Source organism: Citrobacter portucalensis, from assembly GCF_023374935.1.
GTDB lineage: Bacteria > Pseudomonadota > Gammaproteobacteria > Enterobacterales > Enterobacteriaceae > Citrobacter > Citrobacter portucalensis.
In genome coordinates, this window is the sequence record NZ_CP092466.1 from 4765277 (window position 1) to 4786827 (window position 21551).

Genomic DNA, 21551 nt, shown 5'->3' on the forward strand with positions numbered 1-21551 from the left:
TTATCCTTTTATGTTCACAAGACCGTGCAGCACCTGGTCCAGGCCTCCGAACACCGAGATTTTATCGATACGTTCAGCGACTCTTTCAAGGGTTTCCAGCTCTTTTAAGCGCAGCGCCACCGGGTTGTTTTCCATCACTTTCGCGGTATTCAACAGCGATCGCGTCGCGGCAGTCTCTTCACGACGGCGGATCACGTTGGCCTGGGCGGATTTCTCAGCTTCAACCAGTTGGGACAGGATGGCCTTCATATCACCCGGCAGGACAATATCTTTCACGCCGAGCGAAGCGACCTCGATACCAAACGGTGTCATTCGGGCTTTCACCTGTGCGCTCACCACCTCATCGATCACCTGCTTATCTTCCAGCAGCTCGTCCAGCGTGCGCGTTCCCACCGCTTCCCGCAGGGCAAACTGCAATTCGCGGTAAAGGTGATCCAGCGGTTTGGTTAGTTGGCCAAAAGCCAGCAACACATCGCCATAACGCCAGTTTGCGGCCAGATTTAAACGCAGGTTGACCTTATCCTTGGTCAGGATCTCTTGTCCACCGACCTCCAGTACCTGTAAACGAGTATCAACAACTTCGGCTTCAATCAGATGGTTTATCTTCCAGTATGCGGTCAACCCCGGCGGCAACAGCGTCTGGGTTTCGCCATCAATTTTCAGCACACCAACATGCCACGCAGGAACCTGTACCGTTAAGATAGCTTCACGGCCTTTCACCGTACCGTTACGTCGTGGCTGTAACACTGCATTCATCACCTCAACCGGTACCGAAACCTGACGCGTATCCATACGCACCAGCTTCAGTGCTTCCTCTGCGCGCCAATACAGACGGCGCGTTCCCGGTGGCAAAATTTCCTGCAAGACGCCGTTCACATACAGCGCACCCGCTTCGGTATCGGTTAAATCGGCCACCACACAGTACTGCTCCACCCATGCAGGCTGGAAGCGACGTAAATACTCCGCCAGAGCTTCCGGAATTTCGCTGCCATCGGTATTGATCACCAGAACATCCGGTGTGTTAAACCATGGCAAACGGTGTTCACCTGCATCCAGTACCTGATAGTAATCACCCTGTCGGGATAACAGGCCAAGCTGGCCTTTACGAATAGTGATTTTTTTCTTCATTTTTTATTCCTTATTGTGAGTCAGGTGCGGGTGCAGGGACGAAGCGACAGGGGAATTCCCTTTTGCCTGTCGCACGGCATCTTTACCGGCAGCCTGTTCTGGAGCGTGCTAACTGCGCATCGCTCCGTTTTATTTCTATGATTAACAACCAGTTTTCATTCGGAGGATGAAATTGGGAATCGAACCCACTGTGTGTCAGCGGCTGACGGAACACTCCCGGAAAACAGCCTGTGCCGTTCCTGACGTGCCGGCGGGGTTTAACCCCCTGCGTTTTCAGCGTGATTGACGTAAGAGTTATTGCCAGAAGCGTGCCAGAAATGAAAATCGTCAGAATTTATTTTTAATAAATTGATTTATATAAATTTAATTGTTGTCGCCAATATTGGCAGTTGTCTCACTCGGTTAATTTTTTTATCTTTTAATCTCTTAACTTATCTTTTTGGATAAACCATGAAAAAGCGGCGGGTTGTAATTGGCGTACTGGGTACGGTGCTGGACAAACGCGGTAAACGCGCCAATCGGTTTAAAAAGTGGCGCCCCACGGTTGGATTGTGCCAACAGCCTGATTTCCCTGTCGACAGACTGGAACTACTCCACCAGCCACGCGATGAAGGCATGGCGCAAAGGTTGATTGAAGACGTCGCGCTGCTCTCACCTGACACCGAAGTACGCCCGCATGCCGTGACTATTAACGACCCCTGGGATTTTGAAGAGGTCTACGCCGCTTTCCTCGACTTCGCCACCCACTACAGCTTTGATACAGAAAACGAAGAGTATCTGGTGCACATCACCACCGGGACGCACGTCGCGCAGATCTGCTGGTTTCTGCTAACGGAAGCCCGCTACCTGCCCGCCAGCCTGCTGCAAACCAGCCCGGCACCAGCCGGTTCATCGGATGAGGCCGTCACCGCCGGCGTTTGCTCGATAATCGATCTCGATTTAAGCCGCTACGCCACGCTCACCAGTCGTTTTCAGCGCGAACAGCAGCAGTCAGTCTCTTTTCTGAAGGCCGGGATTGATACGCGCAACGCCACCTTCAATAAACTGATCGATCGCATTGAGCGTGTGGCTCTACGTTCGACCGACCCGATCCTGCTCACCGGCCCCACCGGCGCGGGTAAATCCTTTCTGGCGAAACGTATTTTTCAGCTACGCCAGTCGCGGCATCTGGTGGCAGGGAAACTGGTCGCCGTCAACTGCGCAACCCTGCGTGGCGACAATGCGATGTCTACGTTGTTCGGTCACGTGAAAGGGGCGTTTACCGGCGCACTCACGGCGCGCAGCGGACTGCTGCGTGAAGCGGATGGCGGCGTGCTGTTCCTTGATGAGATAGCCGAGTTAGGGCTGGACGAGCAGGCCATGCTGCTAAAAGCGATAGAGGAAAAAACCTTTTTCCCGTTTGGATCGGACAAAGAAGTACACAGCGATTTTCAGCTGATTGCCGGAACCCATCGCGACATGCAGCAATGGGTCGCCGAGGGCCGTTTTCGCGAAGATCTCTACGCGCGTATCAATATGTGGAACTTCGCCCTGCCCGGTCTGGCGCAGCGGCGGGAAGATATCGCTCCGAACGTCGAGTATGAGCTACACCGTTTTTCCAGCCGTAAACAGATGCAGATCCGTTTCGACAAAGAGGCTCGCGTTTGTTATCTGGCATTTGCCTGTTCCCCACAGGCGCAGTGGCGCGGCAATTTTCGCGAGCTAAGTTCATCCATCGCGCGAATGGCGACACTTGCCGAACAGGGGCGCATCACCTTATCCCTTGTCGAAGAAGAAATTGCGCTGTTAAAGGAGAGTTGGCAGATTACCGCTTCGCAACCTGAACTGAACATGGACATTGACCTGTTCGATCGCCGCCAGTTAGAAACGGTGTTGGAAGTGTGCCGCCGCAGCGCGTCGCTGTCGGAGGCGGGGCGCGAACTGTTTGCCGTCTCACGGCAGAAGAAAGCCAATCCTAACGATGCAGACCGCTTGCGAAAATATCTCGCCCGCTTCGGGCTGAGCTGGGAAAGCGTTCGCAGCGATCAGATACAATAAACAATATCTAACATTACCCAATCTGAACTGTTACTGGTTTTCCTAACTTCACCAGCATCATGACCAGCGCATCAAGGGTAAATTTGTTGATTTTCTGATTAACAACATCTGAAACACGGGGCCGGGAAATATTCAGTTTCACAGCAGCTTCCGCTTGTTTCAGATGGTTTTCATCAATCCATCCGGAAATTTCTTGCATCAACTGCTGCTTCAGGCGAATGAGTTGTTCGACCTCGCATTCAGCATCATGCTTTAAGCTCTTCGCTTCCGCTTCTGCAAACCCCAGTTCGGCAAAAATATTGACATCCGGAGAGGTTACATGGCGAACCTTATTATCAACGGTATTGTTCATTTCTGATTCCTGTCTTCTTGCAAAGCGGTTCGATATCTAACTTTAGCAATGTGTTTATCGTGCTCAGAAGTACGTTTCGTCTTTTTATTGAAACAATGCAGTACATAGACCGCGTTAGCATAGCGAGCAATGTAGATGATTCGGTATGCGCCAGATTCATACCTGAGCCTTACCTCCTAACACCTCGACCTATCTCTGGCATCGGCTTCCAGTCAGCAGCTTCTAATCCAGCCTGTAAACGATGTAGCTGAAAACCAGCGGTTTTACGTATATCTTCAGGAAAGCTTCGTAAATCATCAAATGAACTGCCAATCCAGACAATGGGCTTTAAGGCCCGCTTTATTGAAAGCATAACACATCCTTGTATAAAATTTTATACAAACAATAAAATGCGTCACCCACACGTTTTCCTGTCATTACGCTAAATCAGAATAGAAATTCCGTCACTTCAACAAGCTATATTTTGCGAGGCTCTTTCAGGATTAGTTTTATTCTGCACGAATTACCGTACACTGAGGATATCGGCTAACAGAGGGCACCCATATGGCACTCCCCCGCATTACCCAAAAAGAGATGACCGAGCGCGAACAGCGTGAACTGAAAACGCTGCTCGACCGCGCGCGCATTGCGCATGGTCGCCTGCTGACCAACGCAGAGACCAACAGCATCAAGAAAGAGTACATCGATAAACTGATGGCCTTGCGCGAAGCAGAAGCGAAAAAAGCCCGCCAGTTGAAGAAAAAGCAGGCTTATAAACCGGATGCGGAAGCATCGTTTTCCTGGTCAGCAAATACGCCAACGCGCGGCAGACGTTAACGCCCTTTCTTCTTACGCCCCGGCGAGGTAAAACGCTTACCGTTTGCCGCCGGGCGCGATTTCTCTTTCTCCGCCGATTTTTCGATTTTCACTACCGGGCGCTTAATGCCTGCGGTTTTGGGCTTCGCTTTCGCCTTCGGTTTGGCTTCTGAGGACGAGTTCTCAATCAGCTTGAACAGATCGATCAGTTCGTCATCTGTCAGGTCGCGCCATTCACCAAGCGGCAGACCAGACAAACCAACGTTCATGATACGCGTACGCTCAAGCTTGGTAACTTCATAGCCAAAGTGTTCGCACATACGACGGATCTGACGGTTAAGCCCCTGAATCAGCGTAATACGAAACACAAACGGCGCTTCTTTCTTCACCTTACATTTTTTGGTGACGGTACCGAGAATGGGCACACCGGCCCCCATACCACGGATAAAGTCATCAGTGACCGGCTTATCGACCGTCACCAGATATTCTTTTTCGTGATCGTTACCGGCACGCAGGATTTTATTCACCAGGTCGCCGTGGTTGGTCAGAAAGATAAGTCCCTGAGAATCTTTGTCCAGACGACCAATTGGAAACACGCGCTTGCTGTGATTCACGAAATCAACAATGTTGTCGCGTTCGCTGTCTTCGGTGGTGCTGACAATCCCTACCGGCTTATTCAGCGCGATAAAAACCAGATCTTCCGCTTCACGCGGCTCAATCAACCGACCATTTACTTTTACGACGTCGCCAGGCATCACCTGATCGCCGATGGTGGCGCGTTTACCATTCAGGAAGACATTCCCTTGTTCGATAAAGCGATCCGCCTCGCGGCGCGAGCAGATTCCGCTTTCACTGATGTATTTATTTAATCGGATGGATGAGTCGGGCAGCATAGTTTCTCCTTTGACAGCGAAATATACCCTACCTTGCGGACGATAAAAAATAATCGTGTTCGACTGTCCACGCGCTATTTGTGATCCGTCACACCTTTTGACACAAAAGTGTCAGCGATCCATCCCTGCAATTTTGTTGAGTGAAAACAAGCAGAATCAATACATTAGAGAGGTATGCACATCTGTGCCGACAACGCGCCATCACCACATCAAATGTGCAACACAATCGGTCATTTCAGGGCGCTGAAATAAGTGAAAATAGCTTTGAGATGGAGAACAGATGGGGTTATATCAGATTAAGAAGGCAATTTCGTGATTTGCACAAATGTGCAGGAGTCCAAAAATGGCGACGGAAAACAGCGATGATATCCGCCTGATCGTAAAAATAGCGCAGCTGTATTACGAACAGGATATGACACAAGCGCAAATCGCCCGCGAGCTGGGTATTTATCGCACCACGATCAGCCGGTTACTAAAACGTGGACGCGAGCAGGGTATCGTCACCATCGCCATTAATTACGACTACAACGAAAATCTGTGGCTGGAACAGCAGCTAAAACAGAAATTTGGCCTGAAAGAGGCGGTCGTAGTCTCCTGCGATAGCGAGCAGGAAGATGAACAACTTAATATGATGGGCGTACATGGCGCACAGTTGCTGGAACGCTTACTGGAACCTGGGGACATTATCGGGTTCTCATGGGGCCGCGCGGTACGGGGACTGGTGGAAGGATTATCTCCTGCCAGCCAGTCGCGCCAGCTGATCTGTGTGCCGATTATCGGCGGACCATCCGGCAAGCTTGAAAGCCGCTACCACGTCAATACGCTGACCTACGGCGCTGCGGCAAAGCTCAAAGGGGAATCACACCTGGCAGATTTCCCGGCGCTGCTGGAAAACCCGCTGATCCGTAACGGGATCATGCAGTCACGACATTTTAAATCGATTTCTGCGTACTGGGATAATCTGGACATCGCGCTGGTCGGGATTGGATCTCCGGCGATACGTGATGGCGCCAACTGGCACGCCTTTTACGGCAGTGAAGAGAGTGATGACCTGCATGCCCGCCAGGTCGCCGGAGACATTTGCTCGCGCTTTTACGATATCAACGGTGTAACCGTAGAGACCAATATGAGTGAAAAGACGCTCTCCATCGAAACCAATAAATTAAAACAGGCGCGTTACTCCATTGGCATTGCAATGGGTGAAGAAAAATACAGTGGGATATTAGGCGCATTACGTGGGAATTATATTAACTGTTTAGTCACCAACAGTCATACCGCTGAATTATTGTTGAAGTAAATAAATTCTAATTGGTCCTGCCATAATTAATTTTATGTGGGATCCCCTTATCTGAATCGGGAGTTTATTATGCAAACGTGGTTAAACTTGCAGGACAAAGTCATTATTGTTACCGGTGGTGCATCCGGAATTGGTCTGGCGATTGTCGAAGAGTTATTAGCGCAAGGCGCTAATGTACAAATGGCAGATATTCATGGTGGAGAAGGTAAATACGATAGCCATGACGGGTATCAATTCTGGCCAACGGATATTTCCAGTGCCAAAGAGGTTAATCATACTGTCGCTGAAATTATCCAACGCTACGGACATATTGATGGGCTGGTAAATAATGCTGGCGTTAATTTTCCGCGTCTGCTGGTCGATGAAAAAGCACCCGCCGGGCAATACGAACTCAACGAAGCTGCTTTCGAAAAAATGGTTAATATCAACCAGAAAGGTGTGTTCTTAATGTCGCAGGCAGCGGCACGCCAAATGATAAAACAGCGTAACGGCGTGATTGTGAATGTCTCTTCCGAAAGCGGACTGGAAGGTTCTGAAGGTCAAAGCTGTTACGCCGCGACCAAAGCCGCATTGAATAGTTTTACCCGTTCCTGGTCGAAAGAGTTGGGCAAACACGGCATCCGCGTGGTTGGTATTGCACCTGGCATTCTGGAAAAAACCGGACTGCGGACCCCCGAGTATGAAGAAGCGCTGGCCTGGACCCGCAACATCACCGTCGAACAGCTGCGCGAGGGCTACACCAAGAACGCGATCCCGATTGGTCGATCAGGTCGCTTAAGCGAAGTTGCTGATTTTGTTTGTTATCTTTTATCTGAGCGCGCCAGTTACATCACCGGAGTAACCACTAACATTGCGGGCGGAAAAACGCGCGGCTAAGGAGGTTTTATGGTCAATGCAATCTTCTGTGCTCACGGCAAACTGGCCTGCGCCATGCTGGAATCGGTACAGATGGTCTACGGTGATGCCAACGTTGAAGCCGTGGCATTTGTCCCCGGAGAGAACGCCAGCGACATTGTGGAAAAGCTAAAAAAGTTAGTAAGTATTCACACTGGCGATGAATGGCTGATTGCCGTCGATTTACAGTGTGGCAGTCCCTGGAATGCTGCCGCGACGCTGGCGATGCACAATCCGGCGATACGGGTCATTAGCGGGTTATCACTGCCGTTGGCGCTGGAGCTGGTAGACAACCAAAGCAGTATGAATGTAGATGAACTGTGCGAACACCTGACGACCATTGCTCAACAAACCTGTGTCGTCTGGAAGCATCTGGAAACGGCCGAAGAGGATTTCTGATGAACATTACCCTTGCTCGTATTGATGACCGCCTGATCCACGGTCAGGTCACCACCGTCTGGTCGAAGGTGGCGAATGCCCAACGGATTATTATCTGTAATGACGACGTTTATAACGATGAAGTACGCCGCACATTATTACGTCAGGCTGCCCCACCGGGAATGAAAGTGAACGTCGTTAATATCGAAAAGGCGGTCGCGGTTTACCATAATCCGCAATACCAGAACGAAACCGTTTTTTATCTATTTACCCGCCCACAGGATGCATTAGCAATGGTAAAACAAGGGGTAAAAATTGCCACGTTAAATATTGGCGGCATGGCCTGGCGACCAGGTAAAAAACAATTAACCAAAGCCGTTTCTTTAGACAGCGACGACATTAATGCGTTTCGTGAGTTAGATAAACTGGGTGTTACGCTGGATTTACGCGTTGTCGCATCCGATCCATCTATTAATATTCTCGAAAAAATAGAAGAACAATCGTTCGCTGAATAAATAAAAATGCCTGTGTACTTATGCTTTAACAGGCAGGGATGATCACATTCACAAGGTGACATATTATGGAAATAAGTACCCTACAAATTATCGCCATATTCCTATTTTCCTGTATTGCCGGAATGGGTAGCGTGCTGGATGAGTTCCAGACCCACCGTCCGCTAATTGCTTGTACCGTTATCGGCCTAATCCTTGGTGATTTAAAAACCGGGATTATGCTCGGCGGCACGCTGGAGTTAATCGCTCTTGGCTGGATGAACGTCGGCGCAGCGCAGTCTCCCGATTCGGCGCTCGCCAGTATTATCTCCGCCATTCTGGTTATCGTCGGTCAGCAAAGCATTGCTACCGGTATCGCCATCGCCCTGCCAGTCGCGGCGGCAGGTCAGGTGCTAACTGTCTTTGCCCGTACCATCACCGTGGTGTTCCAGCACGCGGCAGATAAAGCAGCCGAAGACGCCCGCTTTCGCACCATCGACATGCTGCACGTTTCCGCTCTCGGCGTACAGGCGCTGCGCGTTGCCATCCCTGCATTAATCGTCTCGCTGTTTGTCAGCGCCGATATGGTCAGCAATATGCTCAACGCCATTCCGGAATTCGTCACCCGCGGATTGCAGATTGCCGGTGGCTTTATCGTGGTGGTCGGCTACGCCATGGTGCTGCGCATGATGGGCGTGAAGTACCTGATGCCCTTCTTCTTCCTCGGGTTTATCGCTGGGGGTTATCTCGATTTGAGCCTGCTGGCTTTCGGTGGGGTTGGCGTGATTATCGCGCTGGTCTACATCCAGTTGAACCCACAGTGGCGTAAAGCCGAACCGCAGGCGCAACCCGCCTCTTCTCAAGCTCTCGATCAGCTTGATGACTAATGGAGCCAGCCATGGAACAGAAAAAACTGACCAAATCTGACCTGTTTAGCATGTTTGTTCGCTCCAATCTGCAACAGGCGTCATTCAACTTTGAACGCATTCATGGACTGGGCTTTTGCTACGACATGATCCCTGCCATCAAGCGCCTGTATCCGCTGAAAGAGGACCAGGTTGCAGCACTCAAACGCCACCTGGTGTTTTTCAACACCACGCCTGCCGTGTGCGGCCCGGTGATTGGCGTGACCGCCGCGATGGAAGAAGCTCGCGCTAATGGTGCGGAAATTGACGACGGGGCCATCAACGGCATCAAAGTTGGGCTGATGGGCCCGCTGGCCGGTGTTGGCGACCCGTTGGTCTGGGGAACATTGCGCCCGATTACCGCCGCGCTCGGCGCATCGCTGGCGCTGTCCGGAAACATTCTCGGCCCACTATTGTTCTTCTTTATTTTCAATGCAGTACGTCTTGCCATGAAGTGGTACGGCTTACAGCTTGGCTTTCGTAAAGGGGTCAATATCGTCAGCGACATGGGCGGCAACCTGCTGCAGAAACTGACCGAAGGCGCATCGATTCTCGGCCTGTTTGTCATGGGGGTGTTGGTCACCAAATGGACCAGCATCAACGTGCCGCTGGTGGTATCGCAAACGCCTGGCGCAGACGGCACCACCGTCACCATGACCGTGCAGAACATTCTCGACCAACTCTGCCCCGGCCTGCTGGCGCTGGGTCTGACGCTGCTGATGGTGCGTCTGCTCAACAGGAAAATTAATCCGGTATGGCTGATCTTCGCCCTGTTTGCGCTGGGAATTATCGGTAACGCGCTGGGCTTCCTGTCCTGATTTTTTCGCCCCGGCGATGCCGGGGCAACTTCAACAAATAGTCCTCGAAAGAGGAAGAGGTGGTAACAATGCAAACAACAACAGCTTTACGTCTTTATGGTAAACGCGATCTGCGCCTGGAAACCTTCGATCTTCCTGAAATGCAGGACGATGAAATTCTGGCCTCAGTCGTAACCGACAGCCTGTGCCTTTCTTCCTGGAAAGAGGCTAACCAGGGCGAGAACCACAAAAAGGTGCCGGACGATGTGGCTACCAACCCGATCATCATCGGTCACGAGTTTTGCGGCGATATTATTGCCGTAGGCAAAAAATGGCAGCATAAGTTTCATCCCGGCCAGCGCTATGTCATTCAGGCTAACCTGCAACTGCCGGATCGCCCGGACTGCCCCGGCTACTCCTTCCCGTGGGTAGGCGGTGAAGCCACGCACGTCATCATTCCTGATGAAGTCATGGAGCAGGACTGCCTGTTAGCCTACGAAGGTGAAACCTATTTTGAAGGCTCGTTGGTTGAGCCGCTGTCCTGCGTGATTGGCGCATTCAACGCCAACTATCACCTACAGGAAGGCACTTATAACCATAAGATGGGCATTCGTCCGCAGGGGCGCACGTTAATCCTCGGCGGTACCGGGCCAATGGGACTACTGGCGATCGACTATGCACTGCATGGACCGGTTAACCCGGCGCTGCTGGTGGTGACCGACACCAATAACGACAAGTTGAACTACGCCCGCAAGCACTATCCATCAGAACCACAAACGTTGATCCATTATCTCCACGCCCAGGATGCGGGTTATGACACCTTGATGGCGCTGAGCGGCGGACACGGGTTTGATGACATCTTTGTTTTTGTGCCCAACGAACAGCTGGTTACGCTGGCCTCTTCTTTGCTGGCTGCTGATGGTTGCATGAACTTCTTTGCCGGTCCGCAGGATAAGCAGTTTAGCGCGCCGATTAACTTCTACGACGTGCACTATGCCTTCACCCATTATGTTGGGACATCTGGCGGCAATACCGACGACATGCGCACGGCGGTAAAACTGATCGAAGAGAAGAAAGTTCAGGCGGCAAAAGTGGTGACACACATTCTGGGATTGAATGCGGCAGGTGAAACAACGCTGGAACTGCCGCAAGTCGGTGGGGGTAAAAAACTGGTTTACACCGGAAAAGCATTGCCGTTAACTGCGCTCACCCAGATTGACGATCCGGCCTTGCGCGATATCCTGGAGCGTCATCAGGGGATCTGGTCGCAGGAAGCCGAACAGTACATATTGTCTCACGCCGAGGAAATTTAACATGATTAACCGCGACACCCAGTTGTGCATGTCGCTTGCCGGTCGCCCCGGCAACTTTGGCACACGCTTTCATAACTATCTATATGAAAAGTTAGGGTTAAATTTTATCTACAAAGCCTTTACTACGCAGGATATTGAGGCCGCAGTGAAAGGCGTTCGCGCACTCGGGATTCGCGGCTGTGCGGTCTCTATGCCGTTTAAAGAGAGTTGCATGCCGTTTCTGGATGCCATCGATCCTTCCGCAAAAGTCATTGATTCCGTTAACACCATTGTCAATGACAACGGTACGCTGACAGGATTTAACACCGACTACATTGCGGTAAAAAGCCTGATTACCAGCCACCAGCTTGATAACCACGCACGCGTCATGATCCGCGGCAGCGGTGGAATGGGTAAAGCGGTCATTGCTGCATTTCGCGATGCCGGTTTTCGCGATGTGATCGTCGCCGCCCGTAACCGGGAGAGCGGTCCGGCGCTGGCAAAACAGTACGGTTTCCAGTGGCAACCGCAGCCGGAAGGGATTACCTGCGATATTCTGGTCAACGTGACGCCAGTCGGCATGGCTGGCGGTAAAGAGAGCGATGAACTGGCCTACAGCGAAGCAATGGTCGCTGCCGCCAGCGTGGTGTTTGACGTCGTCGCCCTGCCGCCGGAAACACCGGTAATCAAACTGGCACAGCAATTAGGTAAAAAGACCATCAGCGGTGCAGAGGTGATTGCCTTACAGGCCGTAGAGCAGTTCGCCATGTACACCGGCGTACGCCCAGATGACGCGCTAATCGCCGAAGCGGCAGAATTTGCGCGGGCGGGGTAAGAGAGCAGGAACAGAGCGCCAGGGGTGGGCGCTCTGTCAATTTTAGGTACTATGCAACAGCGAACAGTTGCTGGTCAGCTTTCGCTTCTAACTGCACCAGTGCGGGAATCAACTGGCTGATGTTGACCAGACTGTGTCCTAACTGGCATATGCTCTCATACGCAAAATGTTCCTGACCTTCACCCGCCATGGTCAGCAGGCTTTCGCCCATAAAATTCAGCGTCTGGTACAACCCTGCCAGCGCCTCTTCACAGCCAAACGATAGCGCCAGATTTTCTTCAGTAGTGAGATGGCTACAATCAAGATGGCGGAACGCCTCGGCGAGTGAGAAATAAAGTAGATCGGCCTGTGAAATGAGAGAATAGCGGACATTAAAATGGGGATAAAACGTAGTTAGTCATGCCATCAGCAGGTAATATGACGATACGCAAAAAGTACGCCATCAATTGCTAAATCATCGCGTCTAAGAAGGTTTGGGAGAGTTCAATGTCTTCAGCGTTTCAGCATCGATTCATTCTGACTGGTGGCCCAGGGTCAGGCAAAAGCACGATAATTGATACGATTATAAAACGAGGGTTTTGGTGTTCTAAAGAAGCTGGAAGAGGTGTGATCCAAGACCAGGTTAACATCGGCGGCGATGCATTACCGTGGGCCAACCAGACTGCATTTGCAGAGCTGATGCTATCCTGGGAAATGCGTTCGTGGCATGAAGCGGAAGGGCATACACAACCCTGCTTCTTTGATCGTGGTGTTCCTGATGTTGTAGGTTATTTATGTCTTTCTGAACTTACCATACCGAGGCATCTGGAAAACGCCATCGAGAAATTTCGCTATAACCGAATCGTATTTATTGCACCACCCTGGCGTGAAATATATGTACAGGACACAGAGCGCAAACAATCTTTCGATGTTGCCATCGCGACATATCACGCAATGGTAAAAACATACCGTATGTATGACTATCAGTTGATTGAATTACCATGTGTTTCTGTAGAAGAGCGAGTGGATTTTATTCTTTCCAAGATAAAACCCTGCTAAGACGGCAACTACGTGTAGTGGTGAATCACCATGCATGAATCTGTCATATTCTAGTGGACATATAGCTTCCGCTCCTGGCACAAAGCCCTCCCAATCCCCTATCATCGATTCTCGTATCAACCGCAGCATCCTGAAAAACTACGTATTATTGCGAGACACTTTCCTGTTTCCTCCAGCAAGCATTTCCCCTTACTCCCCATTTTTTTACTCTCTAGTCTCAACTTGTCAATTCATAATGTAGTTTATAAAATACATGGAACGTCATCATGGAAATTCTTCAGACAATGGTTTTCCGGCGTTGGGAGCAAAACCTACGGGACAGGAGAGCTAAAACGCTCATTGCCACACGCCTTTTTCGTCTGGCTAATGGTTTAGCTGGTGATGTTAAACCTGTTGGGGAAGGCGTCAGCGAAATGCGCATTTCTTACGGTCCTGGCTACAGGATTTACTTTAAACAGCAAGGTTGCCGCATCATCATTTTGTTATGTGGGGGCGATAAAAGCTCACAAGCCAACGATATTACTCTTGCAAAAATGCTCGCCCGTACACTGGATTCACAGGAGATCTTCTGCCATGAATAAACTTACTCACTACGATCCCGCGACTGCGCTGGTTGATGATGAAGAAATTGCCGTGTTTATGGCCGATGCCCTCGAAACAGGCGATGCAGCATACATTGCAAAAGCACTGGGCGTGGTAGCTCGCGCTAAGGGAATGGCGAACATTGCGGCAGAAACGGGATTATCCCGCGAGCAGCTTTATCGCTCTTTTAGTGAGAAAGGTAACCCGACGCTGAAAACCACCCTTGCAGTGATGAAGGTACTCGGCATTGAATTGACACTTAAAAAATAGCCTCAGCTTCTATCTCCCCCTTCCAACATCGTGAGCCATATCAGTAAGGCGTTAGCCTGATAGTGGTAGCATTAGCGCGGTTTGTAATTTTCTGATTACATGGAGAAATGATGGAACTGCTTTTATTGAGTAACTCGACGCTGCCGGGCAAAGGCTGGATGGAACATGCGCTGCCGCTGATTGCTGAACAACTGAATGGTCGCCGTACGGCGGTGTTTATTCCGTTCGCTGGCGTGACGCAAACCTGGGATGAGTACACAGCGAAAACGGCAGCCATCTTTGCGCCAATGGGTGTCAACGTTACGGGTATTCATACCGTTGCCGATCCGATTGCCGCTATTGAAAACGCAGAGCTGGTGATTGTCGGCGGGGGTAATACCTTCCAGTTACTGAAAGAAAGCCGCGAACGCGGACTGCTGGCGCCGATTGTGGATGTCGTCAAACGCGGTGCGCTGTACATCGGCTGGAGCGCAGGTTCCAACCTTGCCTGCCAGACCATCCGCACTACCAACGACATGCCGATTGTCGATCCAAAAGGTTTTGATGCGCTGGGTCTGTTCCCGCTGCAGATTAACCCACACTTCACCAACGCGCTGCCGGAAGGCCATAAAGGCGAAACGCGTGAACAGCGTATCCGCGAGCTGCTGGTTGTGGCACCGGAGCTGACGGTGATTGGCCTGCCGGAAGGGAACTGGATTAAGGTGAGTAACGGTAAGTCCGTGCTCGGCGGCCCGAACACCACGTATATCTTTAAAGCGGGTGAAGAAGCGGTTGCCGTTGAAGCAGGCCACTGCTTTTAGTTGATTTGTTGTCTGATGCCGGATGGCGGCTTCGCTTTATCCGGGCTACAACTGTAGGCCTGATAAGCGCAGCGCCATCAGGCAGTTCAGCGCACATTGCCGGATGCGGCTTCGCCTTATCCGGCCTACCGGACTGCGCCATCGGGCAATATTTCACCTGTCCTCATTAGTAATCATCCCGCTCATCGTCTTCATCCGGCTGTTCCAGCACGCTGTAAGCCACGGAACAAAACAGCGAGTTCAGACGCTGCATATCGCCCAACAGCGCCAGGTGCAAGGAGCTGGTCTCGATGCTCTGCACGTTCTGCTGATGCAGACGGTCAACGTGCGCATGCGAATAACGACGATTGAGAATACGGAAGCGGTGCTTGCTGCGACGCAGACGACGGGCACTGGTCACATCTCCTGAGAAGAACACTGACATCGCCAGCTGCAGATTGCTGAGCAACTGATCGTAGAGCGCATCCAGTTCTTTCAGCCCTTCGACAGAGAATGCCCGGCGGGCGGCCAGCGACTTATCGGCTATCTCGCTGCCCATACGTTCGACAATATCGGAAGCCTGCTCAAGGTTGAGCGACATTTCGATAATCTCCGCCCAACGGCGCGATTCCTCTTCCGCCAGCTCATCCTTTGGCATCCGCGCCAGATAGAGCTTAATTGCCGTGTACAGCACGTTAATGTCGTCCGCCATCCTGCGCAGCTCTTTCTCTTCACGCGGTTCGCCGTGCATTACTTTCTTCAGCCCGTCCATCATCTGCTCCATCGCGTCGCCGATACGCAGGGCTTCACGGGCGGCATTGGCCAGAGCGAGCGTCGGCGTATCCAGCGCGCTGACGTCCAGATGTTTGGGTTTCAGATGTGCATCCAGCTCCGGCTCATCGCGAATGATGCGCTTACAAAAACGCGCCATCGGTTCGGCGAACGGCACCATCGCCACACAGCGCACCAGGTTGTAGAAGACGTGGAAGTAGATAACCAGTTCAGATTTCGGCAGCGGCAGTTCATCCATCAGATTGGCCAGCGGATGAACAAACGGCAGGATAATCAGACTGCCCACCAGCTTAAACAGCAGGCTGCCGAGCGCCACGCGACGGGCAGCAGCATTCGCAGCACTGTTGTTGAGCATCGCCAACAGGCCGGAGCCGAGGTTGGCACCAATCACTAGACACAACGCCACCGGGAACGAGATAATGCCTGCCGCGGTCAGCGTGGCCGTCAGCAGCACCGCCGCCAGACTGGAGTAACTGATAATCGCAAACATGGCGCCAATCAGCGCATCCAGCATAATATCGCCGGTCAACGAGGCGAAAATAACCTGTACGCCGTTAGCCTGAGTTATCGGCGTGACCGCCTGCACAATCAGCTCCAGCGCAAGTAAAATCAACCCCAGCCCGATGCCAACCCGCCCCAGTTGCCCCACGCGGGACTGCTTACGCCCGAGAAAGAAGATCACGCCGATGAAAATCAGCAGTGGGGATAGCCATGAGAGATCGAAGGTCAGGATACGCGCCATCAGCGCGGTCCCCACGTCGGCACCCAGCACAATGACCAGCGCCGGGGTAAGCGCCACGAGATCTTGGGCGACAAACGAGGTCACCAGCATGGTGGTGGCGTTGCTGCTTTGCACCAGCGCCGTCACGCCGATACCCGCACAAAAGGCGAGCGGCTTCTTTTCAACACTACGGCTGAGGACGGTACGCAAGCGGGCGCCAAAGACACGCATCACGCCGGTACGCACAATATGCGTACCCCAAACCAGCATAGATACAGCAGAAAGCAGGTGTAACAGAGTTAACACGGAATCAGGTTCTCCTTATTTTTATGGTTTTTTGAGGCTCATTTGCCTGATGGCGCTGCGCTTATCAGGCCTACAAATCATCCCTATGTAGGCCGGATAAGGCGTTTACGCCGCCATCCGGCAACGGCCCCCTTTCAGTATAAGGGTTTAAACGTAATAAAGAGACAGGGCACTCATTGAGCGCCCTGTTTGTTGTAAAGAAAGATGACAGTTTTGTGAATCAGTCGGCGTCGTAGCCGAGGTTCGGCGCTAACCAGCGCTCCACTTCCGCCACGCTCATGCCTTTACGGAAGGCATAATCTTCAACCTGATCGCGCTGGATTTGCGCCACGGCGTAGTACTTGCTGTCCGGATGACTGAAATACCAGCCGGAAACCGACGCGCCTGGCCACATGGCGAAGGATTCGGTGAGTTTCATTCCGGTGTGTGCTTCCACATCCAGCAGTTCCCAGATGGTGGCTTTTTCGGTGTGTTCCGGGCACGCCGGATAGCCTGGTGCCGGGCGAATCCCCTGGTAGTTTTCGCGGATCAGCTCATCGTTACTGAGGTTCTCATTCGCCGCATAGCCCCAGTAGACTTTACGCACACGCTCATGCAGATATTCTGCGAATGCTTCCGCCAGACGGTCGGCGATCGCTTTCACCATGATCTTGTTGTAGTCGTCATGCTGGGCTTCAAAGGCATCCGCCAGCGCATCTTCCTCCAGTCCCCCGGTCACCGCGAAAGCACCGATGTAATCCGCTTTGCCGCTCAATTTCGGCGCAACAAAGTCAGACAGGCAGTAGTTGGCGAAACCGACTTTTTCCGTCTGCTGGCGCAGATGATGACTCACGTTGATGACGTGCGTACGCGTCTCGTCACGGTAAATCTCGATATCGTCACCCACGCGGTTGGCCGGGAATAACCCCACCACGCCGCGCGGATTCAGGGTCTTCTCAGCGCTGAGTTTATCCAGCATGTCGTTGGCGTCTTTGAACAAGCGCTTCGCCTCTTCTCCTACTACCTCATCTTCGAGAATGCGCGGGTATTTCCCGGCCAGCGACCAGGTCATAAAGAACGGCGTCCAGTCGATGTAGTTGCGCAGAGTTTCGATGCTGGCTTCCACTTCCTGCACGCCCAGACGATGCGCCACCGGCGGGGTGTAGTTTTCCCAGTCGAAGGCCAGATCGTTGTCGCGGGCAGCCTGTAACGTTACTGGCGGGGTACGCGGTTTCTTACGCGCATGCTGGATACGCACGGTTTCGTACTCTTTACGCGTACGGGCGACAAAGTCATCGCGCTGGGTGTCAGAGAGCAGCGCAGCCACCACGCCAACGGTACGCGAGGCGTTCTGCACGTACACCGTCGGGCCGCTGTAGTTCTGCTCAATTTTCACCGCCGTGTGCGCTTTTGAGGTGGTCGCGCCGCCAATCAGCAGCGGAATAGTGAAACCCTGACGCTCCATCTCTTTCGCCACGTTGACCATTTCGTCCAGCGACGGGGTAATCAGCCCGGAAAGGCCTATCAAGTCGGCATTCACTTCACGCGCCGTTCTGAGGATTTTCTCCGCGGGCACCATCACGCCAAGATCGACGATTTCGTAGTTGTTACATTGCAGCACCACGCCGACAATGTTTTTGCCGATATCGTGCACATCGCCCTTCACGGTCGCGATGACCATTTTGCCATTGCTGGAGCCTTTCTCTTTGCTGGCCTCAATGTACGGTTCGAGGTACGCCACCGCCTGCTTCATCACGCGGGCGGATTTCACCACCTGCGGCAGGAACATTTTTCCTTCGCCGAACAGATCGCCAACGACGTTCATGCCGTCCATCAGCGGTCCTTCAATAACTTCGATCGGACGCGCAGCCTGCTGGCGCGCTTCCTCGGTATCCAGCTCAATAAACTCGGTAATGCCTTTCACCAGCGAATATTCGAGGCGCTTTTTCACCTCCCAGGTGCGCCATTCCGCCATCTGGGCATTCGCCGTGTCGTCGGTTTTACTGCCGCGATATTTCTCTGCCAGCTCCAGCAGTCGTTCGGTGCCATCGTCACGACGGTTGAGGATCACATCTTCAACCGCATCGCGCAGCTCGGTGGGCAGGTCGTCGTAAATTGCCAGCTGCCCGGCATTGACGATCCCCATGTCCATGCCGTTGCGAATGGCGTAGTAGAGGAATACCGCGTGAATGGCTTCACGTACCGGGTCGTTGCCACGGAACGAGAATGAAACGTTAGAAACGCCGCCGGAGATCAGTGCGTGCGGCAGTTCGCGTTTGATGTCTTCACACGCGCCGATAAAGTCCTGCGCGTAGTTGTTGTGCTCATCAATACCGGTCGCGACAGCAAAGATGTTCGGGTCGAAGATGATGTCTTCCGGCGGGAAGCCTACCTCTTCGGTAAGAATCTTGTACGCCCGACGGCAGATTTCGATTTTACGTGCGCGGGTATCGGCCTGCCCTTGCTCGTCAAAGGCCATCACCACCACCGCGGCACCGTAGCGACGCAGCAGCTTCGCGTGATGGATAAAGGTCTCAACCCCCTCTTTCATCGAGATGGAGTTAACGATGCCTTTACCCTGAATGCACTTCAGCCCTTTCTCGATAACGTCCCATTTCGAGGAGTCGATCATAATCGGCACGCGGGCGATATCCGGCTCACCGGCGATCAGGTTGAGGAAACGCACCATTGCCGCTTCGGCGTCGAGCATCCCCTCATCCATGTTGATATCGATGATCTGCGCGCCGCTTTCCACCTGCTGACGGGCGACGTCCAGCGCTTCGCTGTATTTCTCTTCTTTGATCAGGCGTTTAAACTTGGCCGAACCGGTGACGTTGGTACGCTCGCCGACGTTCACAAACAGGCTGTCGTCGCCGATGTTCAGCGGCTCAAGGCCGGAAAGGCGGCAGGCAACCGGGATTTCCGGCAAGCGGCGCGGCGGTAAGCCATCCACTGCGCGGCTCATGGCGGCGATATGTTCCGGCGTGGTGCCGCAGCAGCCGCCGACGATATTCAGGAAACCGGCCTCAGCCCACTCGCGAATCTGCGCCGCCATGGTGTCGGCGTCGAGATCGTATTCACCAAAGGCGTTCGGCAGACCGGCGTTCGGGTGCGCGGTCACGTAGCATTCGGCTATGCGCGACAGTTCCTGCACGTACTGGCGCAATTCGTCCGGACCTAAGGCACAGTTCAGACCGAAGGTCAGCGCATCGGCGTGGCGCAGGGAGTTGTAGAATGCTTCGGTAGTCTGGCCGGAGAGCGTACGCCCGGAAGCATCGGTGATGGTGCCGGAGAGCATAATCGGCAGCTCAACGCCCAGCGCTTCAAATTCGGTTTTAACCGCGAAAATAGCGGCTTTGGCGTTCAGAGTATCGAAGACGGTTTCAATCAGGATCAGGTCACTGCCGCCTTCCACCAGCGCTTTGGTGGATTCACGGTAGGCGGCCACCAGCTGATCAAAGGTAATGTTGCGGTAAGCCGGGTCGTTAACATCAGGCGAGATAGACGCCGTACGGTTCGTTGGGCCGAGCACGCCCGCGACGTAGCGCGGTTTTTCCGGCGTGCGCGCCGTCCATTCGTCAGCCGCCGCACGCGCCAGTTTGGCTGCCGCAAAGTTGATTTCCGCCGACAGGGATTCCATCTGGTAATCCGCCATGGCGATAGTCGTCGAGTTAAAGGTGTTGGTTTCGATGATATCCGCGCCCGCCTCAAAGTAGGCGTTATGGATGGCGGCGATGACCTCCGGTTTGCTGAGCACCAACAAGTCGTTGTTACCTTTCAGATCGCACTGCCAGTCGGCAAAGCGTTCGCCGCGGAAATCCTCTTCGCTCAGACGATATCCCTGGATCATGGTGCCCATACCGCCGTCCAGCACCAGAATACGTTCATTTAACTGCTGACGTAATTGTTCTACTTTGCTGCTCACACTCGCTCCCGACAACGCTCAACCAGACCGAAAAAAACTCAACAGGTCATACTGGCACAAACCTGAGAGGCGGAAAAGAGAACAACGGCCAACATGAGACATGTTCAGCTTCACTCATCCGATCAGTACAGGAATTCTTGCATTATAATTGAATAAAACGAAAATGATTTCCACGATACAGAAAAGGAGTCTGCCATGGTAGCCACTGTCCCCGCGAAACGCGGTAGAAAACCCGCCGCCGCTACTGCGCCTGCAACCGGGCAGGTTCAGTCTCTGACCCGCGGCCTGAAGCTGCTGGAGTGGATTGCGGAATCCAACGGCAGCGTGGCGCTGACCGAGCTGGCTCAGCAGGCCGGCCTGCCAAACTCCACGACCCACCGTTTGCTGACCACCATGCAGCAGCAGGGTTTTGTCCGTCAGGTGGGTGAATTAGGCCACTGGGCCGTAGGTGCGCATGCGTTCATCGTAGGCAGCAGCTTTTTGCAAAGCCGTAATCTGCTGGCAATTGTGCATCCGATCCTGCGCAAGCTGATGGAAGATTCCGGTGAGACGGTAAACCTGGCCGTGCTGGATCAAAGCGACCATCAGGCCATTATTATCGACCAGGTGCAGTGCACCCAACTGATGCGCATGTCCGCGCCTATCGGCGGCAAGCTGCCGATGCACGCCTCCGGTGCGGGTAAGGCGTTTTTATCCCAACTGAGCGAAGAACAAGTGACTGGCCTGCTGCACCGCAAAGGCCTGCATGCTTATACACACGCCACGCTGGTGTCGCCAGTGCATCTGAAAGAGGATTTGGCCCAGACGCGCAAGCGCGGCTATTCCTTTGATGATGAGGAACATGCGCTGGGTCTGCGCTGCGTGGCGTCGTGCATTTATGACGAGCACCGCGAGCCGTTCGCTGCGATTTCCATCTCCGGACCCATTTCGCGTATTACCGACGATCGCGTGACCGAGTTTGGCGCCATGGCGATCAAAGCGGCGAAAGAAGTAACGCTGGCGTACGGCGGATTTCGCTAAGATGGGGTTGCCGGGTGGCGGCTACGCCTTACCCGGCCGGCTATC

The 21551-nt window shown here is 52.9% G+C and carries 21 protein-coding genes and 1 pseudogene; 15 read left to right on the top strand and 7 right to left on the bottom strand.

Features of this window, described 5'->3' with window-relative positions; translation table 11 throughout:
• The gene (locus LY264_RS22985) at nucleotides 1-1128 is read right to left on the bottom strand and encodes a slipin family protein (protein WP_048227495.1); all 1128 of its coding nucleotides are present in this window, start codon (nucleotides 1126-1128) and stop codon (nucleotides 1-3) included.
• A gap of 450 nt (nucleotides 1129-1578) precedes the next feature.
• Between LY264_RS22985 and rtcR the strand changes: the two genes are divergently transcribed.
• Nucleotides 1579-3165: an RNA repair transcriptional activator RtcR gene (gene rtcR, locus LY264_RS22990; protein ID WP_048227496.1), complete on the top strand. Its 1587-nt coding sequence runs from the start codon at nucleotides 1579-1581 to the stop codon at nucleotides 3163-3165.
• A gap of 13 nt (nucleotides 3166-3178) precedes the next feature.
• On the opposite strand, the gene LY264_RS22995 is transcribed toward rtcR, so the two are convergent.
• Nucleotides 3179-3517: a helix-turn-helix domain-containing protein gene (locus LY264_RS22995; RefSeq protein WP_048227497.1), complete on the bottom strand. Its 339-nt coding sequence runs from the start codon at nucleotides 3515-3517 to the stop codon at nucleotides 3179-3181.
• Nucleotides 3514-3869, bottom strand: a pseudogene (locus tag LY264_RS23000) (type II toxin-antitoxin system RelE/ParE family toxin). The gene LY264_RS22995 and the pseudogene LY264_RS23000 overlap by 4 nt, the downstream one beginning before the upstream one ends.
• A 191-nt stretch (nucleotides 3870-4060) precedes the next feature.
• On the opposite strand from LY264_RS23000, the gene LY264_RS23005 reads away from it, so the two are divergent.
• Entirely contained in the window at nucleotides 4061-4333 is a 273-nt protein-coding gene (locus LY264_RS23005; RefSeq protein ID WP_003826541.1) for a YjbD family protein, read from the top strand.
• Here LY264_RS23005 and rluF read toward each other — a convergent pair.
• The gene (rluF, locus tag LY264_RS23010) at nucleotides 4330-5205 is read right to left on the bottom strand and encodes a 23S rRNA pseudouridine(2604) synthase RluF (RefSeq protein ID WP_008786901.1); all 876 of its coding nucleotides are present in this window, start codon (nucleotides 5203-5205) and stop codon (nucleotides 4330-4332) included. The genes LY264_RS23005 and rluF overlap by 4 nt on opposite strands.
• 343 nt (nucleotides 5206-5548) lie before the next feature.
• Between rluF and LY264_RS23015 the strand changes: the two genes are divergently transcribed.
• From LY264_RS23015 to LY264_RS23050, 8 genes are all read left to right on the top strand, one after another.
• Nucleotides 5549-6502 (top strand): sugar-binding transcriptional regulator, encoded by a 954-nt coding sequence (locus tag LY264_RS23015; RefSeq protein WP_032942077.1) that lies wholly within the window; start codon nucleotides 5549-5551, stop codon nucleotides 6500-6502.
• A 69-nt stretch (nucleotides 6503-6571) separates the two neighbouring features.
• Nucleotides 6572-7378 (top strand): SDR family oxidoreductase, encoded by an 807-nt coding sequence (locus LY264_RS23020; protein WP_048227498.1) that lies wholly within the window; start codon nucleotides 6572-6574, stop codon nucleotides 7376-7378.
• Between the two features lie 9 nt (nucleotides 7379-7387).
• Complete coding sequence (locus LY264_RS23025; RefSeq protein ID WP_003031647.1) at nucleotides 7388-7795, top strand: mannose/fructose/sorbose PTS transporter subunit IIA; 408 nt, start codon at nucleotides 7388-7390, stop codon at nucleotides 7793-7795.
• Nucleotides 7795-8289 carry a PTS sugar transporter subunit IIB gene (locus tag LY264_RS23030; RefSeq protein WP_048227499.1) on the top strand — a complete coding sequence of 165 codons (495 nt, stop codon included), beginning with the start codon at nucleotides 7795-7797 and terminating at the stop codon, nucleotides 8287-8289. The genes LY264_RS23025 and LY264_RS23030 overlap by 1 nt, the downstream gene beginning before the upstream one ends.
• 65 nt (nucleotides 8290-8354) lie before the next feature.
• Nucleotides 8355-9152: a PTS mannose/fructose/sorbose transporter subunit IIC gene (locus tag LY264_RS23035; protein WP_003826527.1), complete on the top strand. Its 798-nt coding sequence runs from the start codon at nucleotides 8355-8357 to the stop codon at nucleotides 9150-9152.
• Between the two features lie 11 nt (nucleotides 9153-9163).
• A complete protein-coding gene (locus LY264_RS23040) occupies nucleotides 9164-9988 on the top strand; it encodes a PTS system mannose/fructose/sorbose family transporter subunit IID (RefSeq protein ID WP_048215145.1) in 825 nt (274 codons plus the stop codon).
• Nucleotides 9989-10056: 68 nt separating this feature from the next.
• Complete coding sequence (sorE, locus tag LY264_RS23045) at nucleotides 10057-11280, top strand: L-sorbose 1-phosphate reductase (RefSeq protein WP_071692186.1); 1224 nt, start codon at nucleotides 10057-10059, stop codon at nucleotides 11278-11280.
• 1 nt (nucleotide 11281) lies between these two features.
• Nucleotides 11282-12094: a shikimate 5-dehydrogenase gene (locus LY264_RS23050; RefSeq protein ID WP_032942070.1), complete on the top strand. Its 813-nt coding sequence runs from the start codon at nucleotides 11282-11284 to the stop codon at nucleotides 12092-12094.
• Nucleotides 12095-12143: 49 nt separating this feature from the next.
• Here the strand turns inward: LY264_RS23050 and LY264_RS23055 are convergent, their stop codons facing one another.
• Nucleotides 12144-12326, bottom strand: a complete 183-nt coding sequence (locus tag LY264_RS23055) for a hypothetical protein (protein ID WP_008786892.1) — start codon at nucleotides 12324-12326, stop codon at nucleotides 12144-12146.
• A gap of 254 nt (nucleotides 12327-12580) precedes the next feature.
• On the opposite strand from LY264_RS23055, the gene LY264_RS23060 reads away from it, so the two are divergent.
• The 4 genes from LY264_RS23060 to pepE all read left to right on the top strand — a co-directional run bounded on the left by LY264_RS23060 (nucleotide 12581) and on the right by pepE (nucleotide 14784).
• Complete coding sequence (locus tag LY264_RS23060) at nucleotides 12581-13132, top strand: AAA family ATPase (protein ID WP_048215148.1); 552 nt, start codon at nucleotides 12581-12583, stop codon at nucleotides 13130-13132.
• A 263-nt stretch (nucleotides 13133-13395) separates the two neighbouring features.
• The gene (locus tag LY264_RS23065) at nucleotides 13396-13713 is read left to right on the top strand and encodes a type II toxin-antitoxin system RelE/ParE family toxin (RefSeq protein ID WP_032942059.1); all 318 of its coding nucleotides are present in this window, start codon (nucleotides 13396-13398) and stop codon (nucleotides 13711-13713) included.
• The gene (locus tag LY264_RS23070) at nucleotides 13706-13984 is read left to right on the top strand and encodes an addiction module antidote protein (RefSeq protein ID WP_032942057.1); all 279 of its coding nucleotides are present in this window, start codon (nucleotides 13706-13708) and stop codon (nucleotides 13982-13984) included. The genes LY264_RS23065 and LY264_RS23070 overlap by 8 nt, the downstream gene beginning before the upstream one ends.
• Nucleotides 13985-14094: 110 nt before the next feature.
• A complete protein-coding gene (pepE, locus tag LY264_RS23075; protein WP_003841421.1) occupies nucleotides 14095-14784 on the top strand; it encodes a dipeptidase PepE in 690 nt (229 codons plus the stop codon).
• Between the two features lie 166 nt (nucleotides 14785-14950).
• On the opposite strand, the gene LY264_RS23080 is transcribed toward pepE, so the two are convergent.
• Together LY264_RS23080 and metH are read right to left on the bottom strand one after the other, a co-directional pair.
• The gene (locus tag LY264_RS23080; protein ID WP_048213962.1) at nucleotides 14951-16582 is read right to left on the bottom strand and encodes a Na/Pi cotransporter family protein; all 1632 of its coding nucleotides are present in this window, start codon (nucleotides 16580-16582) and stop codon (nucleotides 14951-14953) included.
• Nucleotides 16583-16802: 220 nt separating this feature from the next.
• On the bottom strand, nucleotides 16803-20486 hold the full coding sequence (gene metH / locus LY264_RS23085; RefSeq protein ID WP_048227501.1) for a methionine synthase: 3684 nt from the start codon (nucleotides 20484-20486) through the stop codon (nucleotides 16803-16805).
• Between the two features lie 195 nt (nucleotides 20487-20681).
• On the opposite strand from metH, the gene iclR reads away from it, so the two are divergent.
• Nucleotides 20682-21506: a glyoxylate bypass operon transcriptional repressor IclR gene (gene iclR / locus LY264_RS23090; protein ID WP_003826510.1), complete on the top strand. Its 825-nt coding sequence runs from the start codon at nucleotides 20682-20684 to the stop codon at nucleotides 21504-21506.
• Nucleotides 21507-21551: the final 45 nt, after the last annotated feature.